The sequence below is a fragment of the Pantoea sp. NGS-ED-1003 genome (genome assembly GCF_000738765.1).
Lineage (GTDB): Bacteria > Pseudomonadota > Gammaproteobacteria > Enterobacterales > Enterobacteriaceae > Pantoea > Pantoea septica.
Window position 1 is genome coordinate 123,725 of record NZ_JPQA01000009.1, and the last position, 13,652, is coordinate 137,376.

Consider the following 13,652-nt stretch of genomic DNA (forward strand, 5'->3'; position numbering starts at 1 on the left):
GAGATGGGCGCCTGCGCCCATCTGATAAAAGCGAACCATGATTAAAGAAAACTATTTTGCCGAAACCTATGGCCTGACGCCGACCCACTCTGAAGTGCTGGCGGCGCTGCCGCATCTGAATCCAGGCAAAGCGCTGGATCTCGGCTGCGGCAACGGCCGCAACAGCCTGTTTCTCAGTCAGAACGGCTTTGACGTCACCGCCTGGGATCACAATCCCGCCAGCCTGGCGCGTCTTGAGCAGATCGTCGCTCAGGAAGGCATTACCAATATTCATACCGAGCAGCGCGATCTCAACCAGACGCGTTTTAACGGCGGTTACACCTTCGTGCTCTCCACCGTGGTGATGATGTTCCTGCAGCCGGAGACCATTCCGCAACTGATCGCCGATATGCAGGCGAGCACGGTGAGAGACGGGCATAACCTGATTGTCGCAGCGATGAGCACTGACGATTACCCCTGCCCGCTCGCGTTCCCCTTTACCTTTAAATCGGGCGAGCTGAGCCACTACTACCGCAACTGGCACATCCTGAAATATAACGAACATGTCGGTCAGCTGCATAAGCGCGACGAACAGGGCAACCGTATCAGCTGCCGCTTCGCCACGCTGCTGGCGCAAAAAGCCAGCCTGTAAAGCGGGGCTGCGCACGCGGCCCCTTCACCCTGCTCTTTTTTTAATCATTGATTGATTTCGACGCAGCGATATGACTAAATATTGCCATCGCCCAACAGGGTCATTACAGGAAACACCTCGCGTGAACAGCGCCATCCCTTCCCGAAGACGTGCCAAAACCAGTTCCTTTACCCGGATCGTTTTACTGATTAGCTTTATTATTCTCTTCAGCCGTCTGATCTTTATCCTGCCTGCCGCTTTTGAACATCATCAGCAGAAAAAAGCTGCGCCGGACGCCGCCCCGTTGAGCACCGCTATCCGCGACAGCCGTTAACCTTTTATGTCCTCTGCATCTTCCAGCTAAACGCAGTCTGAATAACCGCGTCTTTTTTTGCGTCCTTTTGCGAGGCGAAACGCTACACTTCGTGCTGTAACTTTCAGACACAAAGGACTCGTTATGTCTGCCTCGCATACTCAACGTTTAAGTGAAATTCGTCATCGCATTCTGACGCTGCTGCTCAGTGAGCCGGATCTGGTGGACGCGCTGCTGGAGAAATCTGGCGATCGCAGCCCTGAACAGCAACGTGAAAATGCGGCGCACCAGGCTGCGCTGGAGCAGGATATCGCTCAGCTGCACGCAGCGGATTTAGCCGATATCCTCGAAGCGCTGCCGGAAGAGGCGCGCCAGGCGCTGTGGCGGCTGGTGCCCGTCGCGAAACGCGGCCATGTGCTGGTTGAAGCGTCGGAAACCGTCTGGGCCAGCCTGACGGAAGAGATGAGCGACCGCGATATTCTGCGCGCCATCGAACCGCTCGATATTGACGATCAGGTGTGGCTGGCGCGCTACCTGCCGCGCGATCTGACCGGTCGTCTGCTCGCTTCGCTGGAGCCAGGCCAGCGCGCGCGCGTGCTCAGCGTGGTCGATTTCGATCGCGATCGCGTCGGGCGCATTATGGATTTCAATATCCTGACGGTGCGCGCCGACGTCACGCTGGCGACGGTGCAGCGCTATCTGCGCCACCGAAAAAGCATGCCGAACGGCACAGACAAGATTTTCATCACCGATGATGACAATCTGCTGCTGGGCGAACTCTCATTGACCGATATTCTGCTCAACAAGCCGAAAAAACGCGTCGAGGAGGTGATGAATACCTCACCCACCACCTTCCAGCTCAACGACAAGGCCGAAGACGCAGCGGGCGCTTTTGAGCGCTATAACCTTATCTCCGCCGCGGTCATCGACGCCAAAGGCAAGCTGATCGGACGCGTCACCATTGAGGACGTGGTCGACCTGGTCAACGAAGAGAATGAGAGCAATATTCGCCGCATGGGCGGCATCAGTCAGGAAGAGGATGTGTTCGCGCCGGTGCGCAAAGCGGTGCGCCGCCGCTGGGCCTGGCTGGCGATCAATCTCTGTACCGCCTTTATCGCGTCGCGCGTTATCGGTTTATTTGAAGATACCATCTCGCAGCTGGTGGCGCTGGCGACGCTGATGCCGATTGTCGCCGGCATCGGCGGCAACACCGGCAATCAGACCATTACCATGATTGTGCGCGCGCTGGCGCTGCATCAGGTCGAGCCGGGCAACTTCTCCTTTCTGATTGCGCGCGAGCTGGGCGTGGCGCTGCTTAACGGCCTGTTCTGGGGCGGCACCATGGGGCTGATCACCTGGCTGATGTATGACAATCTGGAACTGGGCGGCGTCATGATGCTGGCAATGGTGCTGAATTTGCTGCTGGCGGCGCTAATGGGCGTCTTGATCCCGCTGATCATGACCAAACTGAAGCGCGACCCGGCGGTAGGCTCCAGCGTACTGATTACCGCCATTACCGATACCGGCGGCTTCTTTATTTTCCTTGGTCTGGCGACGCTGTTTCTGCTGCATCACTGATTGCCGACCTCAGCGGCGGCGGCGAGGCAGTGCGCATAGCGCTGCATCGCCTGCTGCAGGTTAAGCCGCAGCGTCACCTGCGCCAGATCGCGCGTCCCGGCAGGAATGGCGTAGCTGCCGCGCTGCTCCAGCCATTCCAGCACGTCCGCCAGATGCCAGAGCGCGGTTTTGCCGTCGTGTACCGGCGGTGGGAAGTGCGGGCTGTGGCTCAGCATCAGCTTGCGCATATTCTGGCGAGAAACGCCGATGATGTCGGCCACATCGGTCAGGCCGACAAAATCGGGCGCCGCTTCGATGAGCTGCGCATCCGGCACCGCGCTCTGCACCTCCTGGATGGCGCTCAGTACCGCCCGCTTCGCGCTGGGGGCCTCACGCGTAAACTCCAGCGCCACTTTTCCTGGCACCCCTGACCCTACCAGCGCATCGTCGCAGCCCGCTTCGATGAGCCGCTGCAGCAGTTGTTCTTCCGACAAAAGCGGTTTCGGCAACTGAAAACGCAGCGTAAAGATATATTCCATGCTGGCTCCTTAATGCAGTTTGCGCACTGCAATACACTTATCGACCGCCCGCCGCAGCGCCGCTTCAATCCCTTTATCTGGATGCCGTCTTCTTTCCATTTGCCTGTACCTTACGCCGAACCCACTAGGTTGTCAAATGACAACCATGCCAGTCAGTTCTGTCTGCGCAGCAGCATGCCTCGAACGGTTTTACAGCGGGAATTTCCTAAAAAATCATGGAAGAGGCGCCGCAAAAAATGTTATGCAGGGGCCCGCGGCGCGCCCTACACTTCCTTAAAACCCAAGGAGAAAAGCATGTTTAAACCCGATGATTTTGTGCAGTCGAAAACCGGCGGCCCGAAGATGCTGGTGCTGCGCGTGGAAGGCGAGACGTTATGGTGCGCGCGCGTCGATGACGCCACGAAAAAAGAGATCGAGGTAAAGGCGGACAGCGTCAACCTCTACCATGAAGAGGGCGATTTCGGCGTTTGCTGACGCCTGCGCCGGGCGTCAGCCCGGCGGATTGTCCTGCTGCACGTTGTCGCCGCCGATGCCGCCAATAAATGGCAGACGCAGGCGCAGCGGCGTAAAATCCACGCCCATATTCAGACCCAGCACGTTCAGCTCAAAGCCCTCTTCCGCGCCGAGCGTTACGCCTGCGACGCCCAGTACGGAAACCTGAATGCCGCGTCCCGACGGCGGCAGGCCAATCGGACGCCACAGCGGCCGGTAATCTTTGCCGAGCGCGTTAGCGGGCATGTCGAGTTTCAATGCCGGCACTTCACGTCCGATATGGGCGAGAAAGGTATTGCTGTTCGGTCCTGGCCAGGCGTGATAAGTATTCGGCCAGGGATAGGAGCGGATCGCCGCCTCGATGCGCGGGATCATCGCCTCCGCCGCCTCGCCGCGGTGCTCCACCAGCAGACGCGGTTTCGCCCCATACCAGTAGCCGTCCGGCAAATTGCTGTTGCGCCGCACTTTATCGCCGCTGCCCCAGCTAATCACCTCATAGCGGTTGTAGCGCGTCTCGCCTGCGCGCTTGAAGATAATCCACGGATGCACCGCCACCGCGCCTTTCCAGCCGTAGGTCGGCGCGGCGTAGACCTGCACGATCGCCTGCGCCGCGTAGCGCTGCGGATCGGGCGCCAGACCAGCGGAGTCGCGCCGCGCCGACCACCAGCCGCCCTGCCCGCCTGAGAGGTCGCCGTGGCGCGTCGCCTGCGCCAGGCTGGCGCCCAGCGACAGCAGGATCACCAGCAGAATGCAGAGGCTCACGGCCTTAAGTGGCAGCATAGGTATTTCCTGGAGTGAAAAGCGGAAAGAAAATCGCCAGCCTCTCTGACGACAGGCTGGCGAGGAATTAATCAACGCGCTTCAGTGTAAGCGGAAAGCTTATTCCCACTCAATGGTCGCTGGCGGCTTGCCGCTGATATCGTAGACCACGCGGGAGATGCCGTTGACTTCGTTGATGATGCGGTTAGAGACGCGGCCGAGGAAATCATACGGCAGATGCGCCCAGTGCGCGGTCATAAAGTCGATGGTCTCGACTGCGCGCAGCGAGACGACCCAGTCATATTTACGACCGTCGCCCATCACGCCCACGGAACGCACCGGCAGGAAGACGGTGAACGCCTGGCTCACTTTGTTGTAGAGATCCGCTTTGCGCAGCTCTTCGATAAAGATCGCATCGGCGCGACGCAGCAGATCGCAATACTCTTTTTTCACTTCACCCAGCACGCGCACGCCGAGGCCCGGGCCCGGGAACGGATGGCGATAGAGCATATCGTACGGCAGACCCAGCTCCAGGCCGATCTTGCGCACTTCATCTTTGAACAGCTCTTTCAGCGGCTCGACCAGGCCCAGCTTCATCTCTTTCGGCAGGCCGCCCACGTTGTGGTGGGATTTGATCACGTGCGCTTTGCCGGTCGCGGAAGCGGCGGACTCGATCACGTCGGGATAGATGGTGCCCTGCGCCAGCCATTTTACATCGGTCAGCTTGCTCGCCTCTTCGTCGAACACTTCGACGAACACGCGGCCGATGATTTTACGCTTGGCTTCCGGATCGTTTTCGCCCGCCAGCGCGTCGAGGAAGCGCGCCTCAGCCGGAACGTGAACGATATTCAGACCGAAGTGATCGCCGAACATATCCAGCACCTGCTCCGCCTCGTTCAGACGCAGCAGACCGTTGTCGACGAAGACGCAGATCAGGCGATCGCCGATGGCGCGGTGCAGCAGCATTGCGGTCACGGAAGAGTCCACGCCGCCTGACAGGCCGAGAATGACTTTATCGTTGCCGATTTGCTCGCGCAGACGCTCAACCGCATCTTCGATAATTTTCGCCGGCGTCCACAGCGCTTCGCATTCGCAGATATCGAGCACGAAACGCTCCAGCATGCGCAGACCCTGGCGAGTATGCGTAACTTCCGGATGGAACTGCACGCCGTAGAAACGCTTCTCTTCGTTAGCCATGATGGCGAACGGACAGGTTTCAGTGCTGGCGACGGTGACGAAGTCGGACGGAATAGCGGTCACTTTATCGCCGTGGCTCATCCAGACGTCGAGCAGCGGTTTGCCCGCGGCGCTGATGGCGTCTTCGATGTCGCGGATCAGCGCGCTCGGCGTCAGCACTTCCACCTGCGCATAGCCGAACTCACGCTCGTTAGAACCTTCGACTTTGCCGCCCAGCTGCATCGCCATGGTCTGCATGCCGTAGCAGACGCCGAGCACCGGTACGCCCGCATTGAAGACATACTCCGGCGCGCGCGGGCTGTTGAGTTCGGTGGTGCTTTCCGGGCCGCCGGAAAGAATGATGCCGTTCGGGTTGAACTGGCGGATCTGCTCTTCGGTGACATCCCATGCCCAGAGTTCGCAGTACACGCCCAGCTCGCGTACGCGGCGCGCGACCAGCTGCGTGTATTGAGAACCAAAATCGAGAATCAGAATGCGATGCTTATGAATATTTTCCGTCGTCATTGAGGCGTTTCCAGAGCGGGTAACTTGATAATGAAAGCGCCCGGCTTATGCCGGGCGATAAATCTTACGGGATCAGGATCCCATACGGTAGTTCGGTGACTCTTTGGTGATGGTCACATCGTGCACGTGGCTTTCGTTGATGCCGGCGCCGCTGATGCGGACGAACTCTGCTTTGGTGCGCAGGTCATCGATGGTCTGGCAGCCGGTCAGGCCCATACAGGAGCGCAGGCCGCCCATCTGCTGGTGAACGATCTCTTTCAGGCGGCCTTTATAGGCGACGCGGCCTTCGATGCCTTCCGGAACCAGTTTGTCAGCGGCGTTATCGCTCTGGAAGTAGCGGTCGGAAGAGCCTTTGGACATCGCGCCCAGCGAACCCATGCCGCGGTAAGATTTGAAAGAGCGGCCCTGATAGAGTTCGATTTCGCCCGGCGACTCTTCCGTACCGGCCAGCATAGAGCCGACCATAACGGCTGCCGCGCCAGCGGCGATCGCTTTGGCGATGTCGCCGGAGAAACGGATACCGCCGTCGGCGATAACCGGAATGCCGGTGCCTTCCAGCGCTTCCACCGCGTCGGAAACGGCGGTGATCTGCGGCACGCCCACGCCGGTGACGATACGGGTTGTACAGATAGAACCCGGGCCGATACCGACTTTCACCGCGCTCACGCCCGCTTCCGCCAGCGCCAGCGCGCCTGCGCCGGTCGCGACGTTGCCGCCGATGATTTCCAGGTCAGGATATTTTGCGCGGGTTTCGCGGATGCGCTGCAGCACGCCTTCTGAATGACCGTGCGACGAGTCGATCAGCAGTACGTCGACGCCAGCGGCGACCAGCGCGTCAACGCGCTCTTCGTTGCCTGCGCCCGCGCCCACTGCCGCGCCAACGCGCAGACGGCCCTGCGCATCTTTACAGGCGTTCGGCTTACGTTCGGCTTTCTGGAAGTCTTTAACGGTGATCATGCCGAGCAGATGGAAGCTGTCGTCCACCACCAGCGCTTTCTCGACGCGTTTTTCGTGCATTCTCTGCAGCACGACGTCACGCGCCTCGCCCTCTTTCACCGTGACCAGACGTTCTTTCGGCGTCATCACCGCGGTAACCGGCTGCGTCAGATCGGTAACGAAGCGCACGTCGCGGCCGGTGATGATGCCGACCAGTTCGTTGCTTTCATTCACGACCGGATAACCGGCAAAGCCGTTGCGCTCGGTCAGGGCTTTTACTTCCGCCAGCGTCGTGGTCGGCAGGACAGTTTGCGGTTCGGTTACCACGCCGCTTTCATGTTTCTTCACCTTGCGAACTTCATCCGCCTGGCGCTCAATCGACATGTTTTTGTGGATAAAGCCCAGACCGCCTTCCTGCGCCAGCGCAATAGCCAGTCCCGCTTCGGTTACGGTATCCATAGCGGCGGAGAGCATCGGGATGTTCAGACGAATGTTTTTCGTCAGCTGAGTGCTGAGATCGGCCGTGTTAGGCAGAACGGTGGAGTGAGCAGGAACGAGCAGAACGTCGTCGAAAGTAAGGGCTTCTTTAGCGATTCTTAGCATGGCAATATCTCAACCTGGGGTGAATGAGAACAGATAAAATATTGCCGCGGCATTATACAGGCCGTAATCGTTTGCCTCCAGCATTATTTTAGAAAAAGTCTTGATCCTCGCCAGCAGCCATGTAGTATCGGTTAATTAACCCTCTGATTTACTATTTGATCTCCATCACATGTCGCTACCGCCAGTCGCCAATGTTTTTACCGTCAGCCGCCTGAACACCACGGTGCGCCAGCTCCTGGAACAGGAGATGGGATCGGTGTGGCTGAGCGCGGAGATCTCCAACTTTTCTCAGCCCGCGTCGGGCCACTGGTACTTCACGCTAAAGGATGACGGCGCGCAGGTGCGCTGCGCGATGTTTCGTAACAGCAACCGCCGCGTCACCTTCCGTCCGCAGCACGGCCAGCAGATTCTGGTGCGCGCCACCATTACGCTTTATGAGCCGCGCGGCGACTATCAGCTGATTATCGAAAGCATGCATCCGGCGGGCGAAGGCGCGCTGCAGCAGCAGTTCGAGCTACTGAAGGCGAAGCTGGCGAGCGAAGGCCTGTTCGACCAGCAGCATAAACAGCCGCTGCCCGAGCCGGCGAAACAGGTCGGCGTGATCACCTCGGCGACCGGCGCGGCGCTGCATGACGTGCTGCGCGTGCTGCACCGCCGCGATCCTTCGCTGCCGGTGATTATCTATCCTACGCCGGTCCAGGGCGCCGACGCGCCGGCCGCTATCGTGCGCGCGATTGAGCTGGCGAACCAGCGCGCAGAGTGCGACGTGCTGATCGTCGGCCGCGGCGGCGGCTCGCTGGAAGATCTCTGGAGCTTCAACGAAGAGCGCGTCGCGCGCGCTATTTTCGCCAGCCGTATTCCGGTGGTGAGCGCCGTCGGCCATGAAACCGACGTTACTATCGCCGATTTCGTCGCCGACCTGCGCGCGCCGACGCCGTCCGCCGCTGCTGAAATTGTGAGCAGAAATCAGACGGAACTGCTGCGACAGTTACTCTCACAGCAACAACGCCTGGAAATGGCGATGGATTACTATCTGGCGCAGCAACAACGCCGCTTCTCCCGTCTCGATCATCGCCTGCAACAGCAGCATCCGCAGCTCCGCCTGGCGCGCCAGCAGACCGCCCTGTTCCGCCTGCAACAGCGGTTGAACGAGGCAGTGGAAAACCGGCTGCGTCAGAGCCTGCGGCAGCAGGATCGTCTCGCGCAGCGGCTCGCCGCGCACCAGCCGCAGCCGCGTCTGTTTCAGGCGCAGCGCCAGCTGGAACAGATGCGCTATCGCCTGCAGCAGAGCATGGAAAAGATGCTTAACCGCGACAGACAGCGCTTTGCGACCCTTGCCGCGCAGCTGGAAGGCGTCAGCCCGCTGGCGACGCTGGCGCGCGGCTTCAGCGTCACTACCGATAGCACCGGCCAGGTGGTGAAAAAAACCGCCCAGCTGCAGAGCGGCGATACCCTGCGCACCCGTCTCGACGACGGCTGGGTGGAAAGCCAGGTGACCAGCCTGCTGCCGGAAAAAAAACGCCGCCGTAAAACCGCTTCCTGAACAAAGACTATACTTTTTGGCACATTACTTGTGCCAAGGAGTCGGGTATGTCTTATAGCGTTATTCCTCCCTATATCTTGCGTAACATCGTCACCCACGGTTCCAGTCATCAACAGGACTATGCGCGCCGTACGCTGATGCACGTTCAGCATCTGATGGCGGAGAACTGGCAAAAGCCGGTTGCGCCGCAGACGGCGACGGGCGGTCATGTCGAGCGTGAAATCTACGATGCGAAAAACACCCAGAACCTGCCAGGCGAGCTGCTACGCAGCGAAGGTCAGCCTGACACTGGCGATGTCGCCGCCCGAGAAGCCTGGGATTATCTTGGCGTAACCTACGACTTCTTCTGGCAAACCTATCAGCGCAACTCCCTCGACAATCAGGGGCTAAAGCTACTCGGCACCGTCCACTACGGCAAGGCGTATCAAAACGCCTTCTGGAACGGACAGCAGATGGTGTTCGGCGACGGCGACGGCGAAATCTTTAATCGCTTTACTATCGCCATCGACGTAGTGGCGCACGAGCTGGCGCACGGCGTTACCGAGACAGAAGCCGGATTAATCTATTTCGAGCAGGCGGGCGCGCTAAACGAGTCGCTGTCAGACGTCTTCGGCTCACTGGTGAAGCAGTTCCATCTGAAGCAGAGCGCGGACCAGGCCGACTGGATTATCGGCGAAGGTCTGCTGGCGAGCGGTATTAACGGACGCGGGCTGCGCTCGATGGCGGAGCCGGGCACCGCCTATGACGATCCGATGCTGGGCAAGGATCCGCAACCTGCGCATATGGATCACTATATTAAGACGCGTGAAGACAACGGCGGCGTGCATCTGAATTCCGGCATACCCAACCGCGCCTTTTACCTGGCGGCGAAAGCGCTGGGCGGCTATGCCTGGGAGCAGGCGGGTCAGGCCTGGTACGATACGGTGTGCGACAAATCGCTGCCGCAGGACGCCGATTTTAGCACCTTCGCGCAGCTGACCATTCAGCACGGCGAAAGCCGCTTTAATCGTTCAGTGGCGCAGTCGATCGAACAGGCGTGGAAGGAGGTTGGCGTGCTATGAGTTCTCTTCCCGAGCTGACCGACGACGCGGTGATTGAAGTCGAGCGCGAAGGCGGACTGGCCTTTATTCCCGGCCTGCGCGGCGCGCGGCGTTTCGCGCTGGCTCAGCTGCCGCAGCCGCAAAAGCAGCGCGTCTGTCAGGTTCTGGAACAGGCGCTGCCGCTGGGCGAACCTGAAGATAAAGCGCCGGAGATCGGGCGTAGCGATCAGCGCTACTTCCGCATACAGATCAGCTACGCCACGCACCGCGAAGTCGGCACTATCGTTTTGCTAATTCCGGAGCAGGTCGCGCCGCCGGAGCTGGAAGCGCTCTGGCGAGACGGCGACGATCCGGCGCAATAAAAAAGGCCGCCACAGAGATGGCGGCCTTATGAAGGCGCTTCAGGCCTGTCCAGCCAACAGCCGGTAAAGGCGGGGATCATTCCCCGCCTTCCGGTTGCTACTTACCAGATTCGTAAGCCATCGAAGCAGCCACCTCGCGCTGGTTGTCCCGGTAGCGGATTTCGCACAGCGATTTCCGCGTCAGCCAGGTAAAGATTAAAAGTGTGAGACACACCAGTAATACGCAAAAAACCAGCGTTAGCTGTGGCAATTTCATGGTCACTCCTCCTTGCGCAGAGCGCGGTCAGAGGCTACCCTGCTGTTGTTGGGACAGTTGGGCAGCCTCGTGGGTTAATGAAAATTAACTACGGGGCTTTCTCTTTTCTGCCTCACAATCAGCTTGCCGATCGCTCAAGGCAGAAACCTCAAGCGCCGTCGCGATTATAACCTCTTCTCTTTCCTGCCCAACCGGCACGCCGCCACTTAGCGACCCGCTTCCCATACGCTTTTGCAATTGCCGCCACGCTTACACTTTATTGCGCGCCAAATAAAAAACCCCACGCCGGAGCGCAGGGTTTTGTTAATGACGCTTTGCCGTTACGGCAGCGCGTAGGCAATCACGTAATCGCCGCGATCCGGCGACTGACGCGCGCCGCCTGCGGAGATCAGAATGTACTGTTTACCGTTTTTCGGTGAAACATAGCTGATCGGACCGCCCTGGCTACCCACCGGCAGACGGGCTTTCCATACCTCTTTACCCGTAGAGCTGTCGAAGGCGCGCAGATAGTAGTCCTGCGTACCGGCGATAAACACCAGTCCGCCCTGCGTTGCCAGCGTACCGCCCAGCGTCGGCATGCCGATCGGCATCTGCGCGTGCATTTTAATACCGAACGGACCGGTATCCTGCACGGTGCCGACCGGTACCTGCCAGACGATTTTACGCGTCTTCATATCGATCGCCGACAGCGTGCCGAACGGCGGCGCCTGACAAGGAATGCCCAGCGGCGACATAAAGCGGTTTTTGTTGACCGCGTATGGCGTGCCTTTCAGCGGCACCGCGCCCATGCCGGTATTGATCGCTTCGCCGCCGTTGCTGCCGCGAGAGATTTTACTGGTATCTGCCGGGATCATCTGCACCCACAGGCCGAGACGCATATCGTTGACGAACATGTACTGGTTGTTCGGATCGAACGACATACTGCCCCAGTTCATACCGCCGAGGGAACCCGGGAAGCTGAGCGACTTATCGGTATCCGGCACGGTGAACAAGCCGTTGTAGCGCATCGATTTAAAGGCGATGCGGCACGCCAGCTGATCGAACGGCGTCGCGCCCCACATGTCCGACTCGGTCAGCGTCTGGTTGCCGATCTGCGGCATCTCGGTCGAATGCGGCTGCGTTTTGGTGTACTGCTCGTTCGGGATATGGCCCTGCGGCATCGGCAGCTCTTCGACTTTCGTCAGCGGCTTGCCGGTTTCGCGATCCAGCACGAAAATCATGCCGGTTTTCCCGCCGATAACCACCGCTGGTTTGGTGGTGCCGTCTTTCATCGGGAAATCGACCAGGCTCGGCTGCATCGGCAGATCGAAGTCCCACAGATCGTTATGAACGGTCTGGTAGACCCACTTCTCTTTGCCCGTGGTCGCATCCAGCGCCAGAACGGAGGCGCCATATTTATGGTCCAGTTCGGTGCGGTTCGCGCCCCACAGATCCACCGAGGAGCTGCCCATCGGGATGAATACCGTGTTCATCGCCGGATCGTATGACATCGGCGCCCAGGAGTTCGGGGTGCTGCGTTTGTAATCCTGGCCCGGCATCAGCACGGCGTTCGGATCGACATTGCCTGGGTCAAACGCCCAGCGCTGCTTGCCGGTGATCACATCGAAACCGCGCAGCACGCCGCCCGGCATATCTGTCTGGACATTATCCGCGACGCGACCGCCCACGACTACCGTGGTGCCTGCCAGCGTCGGCGCTGACGTCAGCTGATATTTCGGATCCTGCGCTTCGCCCAGCCCCTCTTTCAGGTTAACCACGCCATGGTCGCCGAAGTTTTCGCAGAACTCGCCGTTGTCGGCGTTAATCGCGATCAGACGCGCATCGATGGTGTTCATCAGAATACGACGCTGGCAGGTATCGCCTGCCGCCAGGCTAACTGCCGGTACCGGCGTCGAGCCAGGTTTGCTCGGCTGAGTCAGCGGTTTGGTGGCGTCAAAGTAGGCCAGGCCGCGGCAGCGCGGCCAGACTTCCGCTTTCGCGTTGATTTCGCGTTTCCAAATCTGCTTGCCGCTGTCCGCTTCTACCGCAATCACGTTGTTGTGCGGCGTACAGAGATAGAGCGTGTTGCCAATCTGCAGCGGCGTTTGCTGATCTTCCGCCCCGTTGCCGGTCGGGCTGATCGGCGTATCGCCAGTGTGGAAGGTCCAGGCTACTTTGAGATCTTTTACGTTATCGCGCGTGATCTGATCGATAGCGGCAAAACGGTCGCCGCCCGGCGTGCGGCCATAGTTATTCCAGTCCTGCTGCGGTTTGCTCTTATCGACCGGGATCAGCGGCAGCGCTTTGCCGGTGAAGGCCACGGTGGGATGCGGCTGGAACATCTGCACCAGCGTGCCGACCATGCCGACGGCGATCACCGCTGACAGCACGTAAGAGACCTTCGCCAGCGAGGATTTACCTTCGCGCTTGCGCAGCGCAGGCCAGGTGAGAAACGCCAGCAGCATCAGGCCCGACGGCACCATCAGGCGCGATACCAGCGGCCAGAAGGACCAGCCCGCATCCGCCAGCGCCCAAATCAGCGTGCCGACGAAAACCACAATAAACAGCACGACGGCTGAGGACTTGCGGCGGAAGAACTGGATCGCCGACAGCAGCATCACAATGCCTGCAATCAGGAAATACCAGCTGCCGCCCAGCGAGACCAGCTTGCCGCCGCCAATTGCAAAGAACAGGCCGATCGCCAGCAGCACCAGCCCCAGCAAAATCGACCAGATACCCAATCCTTTGCCGGATCGGGAGGATGTTTCAGCCATAACACTTACTCTCCTGGAAAAATAAAGCCACCGCGCCTCAGCCTTCTGAAGCGTGACGACGTCTGATGCGTCGGATATCGCTTTATTTTAATTCGTAATGGTACGGACCTGTGTCCGGGATGCAGGCATTGTGAACAAGGAGACAATGAGGTGTGGACGCTCCCGTCGCAATACGGGGCAGGATTGTA

General features: G+C 59.5%; 13 protein-coding genes. 7 read left to right on the forward strand and 6 right to left on the reverse strand.

Features of this window, described 5'->3' with window-relative positions; genetic code table 11:
• Window positions 1–37 precede the first annotated feature (37 nt).
• From tehB to mgtE, 3 genes are all read left to right on the forward strand, one after another.
• Window positions 38–631, forward strand: coding sequence for a tellurite resistance methyltransferase TehB (gene tehB / locus JS46_RS17910; RefSeq protein ID WP_033753868.1), 594 nt, complete (start codon window positions 38–40; stop codon window positions 629–631).
• A 121-nt stretch (window positions 632–752) separates the two neighbouring features.
• Window positions 753–944, forward strand: a complete 192-nt coding sequence (locus JS46_RS17915) for a YfgG family protein (protein ID WP_033753871.1) — start codon at window positions 753–755, stop codon at window positions 942–944.
• A 123-nt stretch (window positions 945–1,067) separates the two neighbouring features.
• Window positions 1,068–2,501 carry a magnesium transporter gene (mgtE, locus tag JS46_RS17920; protein ID WP_033753873.1) on the forward strand — a complete coding sequence of 478 codons (1,434 nt, stop codon included), beginning with the start codon at window positions 1,068–1,070 and terminating at the stop codon, window positions 2,499–2,501.
• Here the strand turns inward: mgtE and JS46_RS17925 are convergent.
• On the reverse strand, window positions 2,495–3,019 hold the full coding sequence (locus tag JS46_RS17925) for an AlpA family transcriptional regulator (protein WP_033753876.1): 525 nt from the start codon (window positions 3,017–3,019) through the stop codon (window positions 2,495–2,497). The genes mgtE and JS46_RS17925 overlap by 7 nt on opposite strands.
• Before the next feature lie 294 nt (window positions 3,020–3,313).
• Between JS46_RS17925 and JS46_RS17930 the strand changes: the two genes are divergently transcribed.
• Window positions 3,314–3,493, forward strand: a complete 180-nt coding sequence (locus JS46_RS17930) for a hypothetical protein (RefSeq protein WP_033753879.1) — start codon at window positions 3,314–3,316, stop codon at window positions 3,491–3,493.
• 15 nt (window positions 3,494–3,508) lie between these two features.
• Here JS46_RS17930 and JS46_RS17935 read toward each other — a convergent pair whose 3' ends face one another.
• The 3 genes from JS46_RS17935 to guaB all read right to left on the reverse strand — a co-directional run bounded on the left by JS46_RS17935 (window position 3,509) and on the right by guaB (window position 7,510).
• Window positions 3,509–4,291, reverse strand: a complete 783-nt coding sequence (locus JS46_RS17935; RefSeq protein ID WP_033753881.1) for a DUF3750 domain-containing protein — start codon at window positions 4,289–4,291, stop codon at window positions 3,509–3,511.
• 99 nt (window positions 4,292–4,390) lie between these two features.
• Window positions 4,391–5,971, reverse strand: coding sequence for a glutamine-hydrolyzing GMP synthase (gene guaA, locus JS46_RS17940; RefSeq protein WP_033753883.1), 1,581 nt, complete (start codon window positions 5,969–5,971; stop codon window positions 4,391–4,393).
• Window positions 5,972–6,043: 72 nt separating this feature from the next.
• On the reverse strand, window positions 6,044–7,510 hold the full coding sequence (gene guaB / locus JS46_RS17945) for an IMP dehydrogenase (RefSeq protein WP_033753885.1): 1,467 nt from the start codon (window positions 7,508–7,510) through the stop codon (window positions 6,044–6,046).
• A gap of 169 nt (window positions 7,511–7,679) precedes the next feature.
• Here guaB and xseA point away from each other — a divergent pair, with 169 nt between their 5' ends.
• From xseA to JS46_RS17960, 3 genes are read left to right on the forward strand one after another with little or no spacing between them, the layout of a single operon-like run.
• Complete coding sequence (gene xseA, locus JS46_RS17950) at window positions 7,680–9,053, forward strand: exodeoxyribonuclease VII large subunit (RefSeq protein WP_033753886.1); 1,374 nt, start codon at window positions 7,680–7,682, stop codon at window positions 9,051–9,053.
• A 47-nt stretch (window positions 9,054–9,100) separates the two neighbouring features.
• Window positions 9,101–10,114, forward strand: a complete 1,014-nt coding sequence (locus JS46_RS17955) for a M4 family metallopeptidase (RefSeq protein WP_033753888.1) — start codon at window positions 9,101–9,103, stop codon at window positions 10,112–10,114.
• Window positions 10,111–10,455, forward strand: a complete 345-nt coding sequence (locus JS46_RS17960) for a protealysin inhibitor emfourin (RefSeq protein ID WP_033753890.1) — start codon at window positions 10,111–10,113, stop codon at window positions 10,453–10,455. The genes JS46_RS17955 and JS46_RS17960 overlap by 4 nt, the downstream gene beginning before the upstream one ends.
• 97 nt (window positions 10,456–10,552) lie before the next feature.
• Here the strand turns inward: JS46_RS17960 and JS46_RS17965 are convergent, their stop codons facing one another.
• Both JS46_RS17965 and JS46_RS17970 read right to left on the reverse strand, forming a co-directional pair.
• Entirely contained in the window at window positions 10,553–10,711 is a 159-nt protein-coding gene (locus JS46_RS17965) for a type I toxin-antitoxin system Hok family toxin (protein WP_033753892.1), read from the reverse strand.
• A 320-nt stretch (window positions 10,712–11,031) separates the two neighbouring features.
• Window positions 11,032–13,464 carry a glucose/quinate/shikimate family membrane-bound PQQ-dependent dehydrogenase gene (locus JS46_RS17970; protein ID WP_033753895.1) on the reverse strand — a complete coding sequence of 811 codons (2,433 nt, stop codon included), beginning with the start codon at window positions 13,462–13,464 and terminating at the stop codon, window positions 11,032–11,034.
• Between the last annotated feature and the right edge of the window lie 188 nt (window positions 13,465–13,652).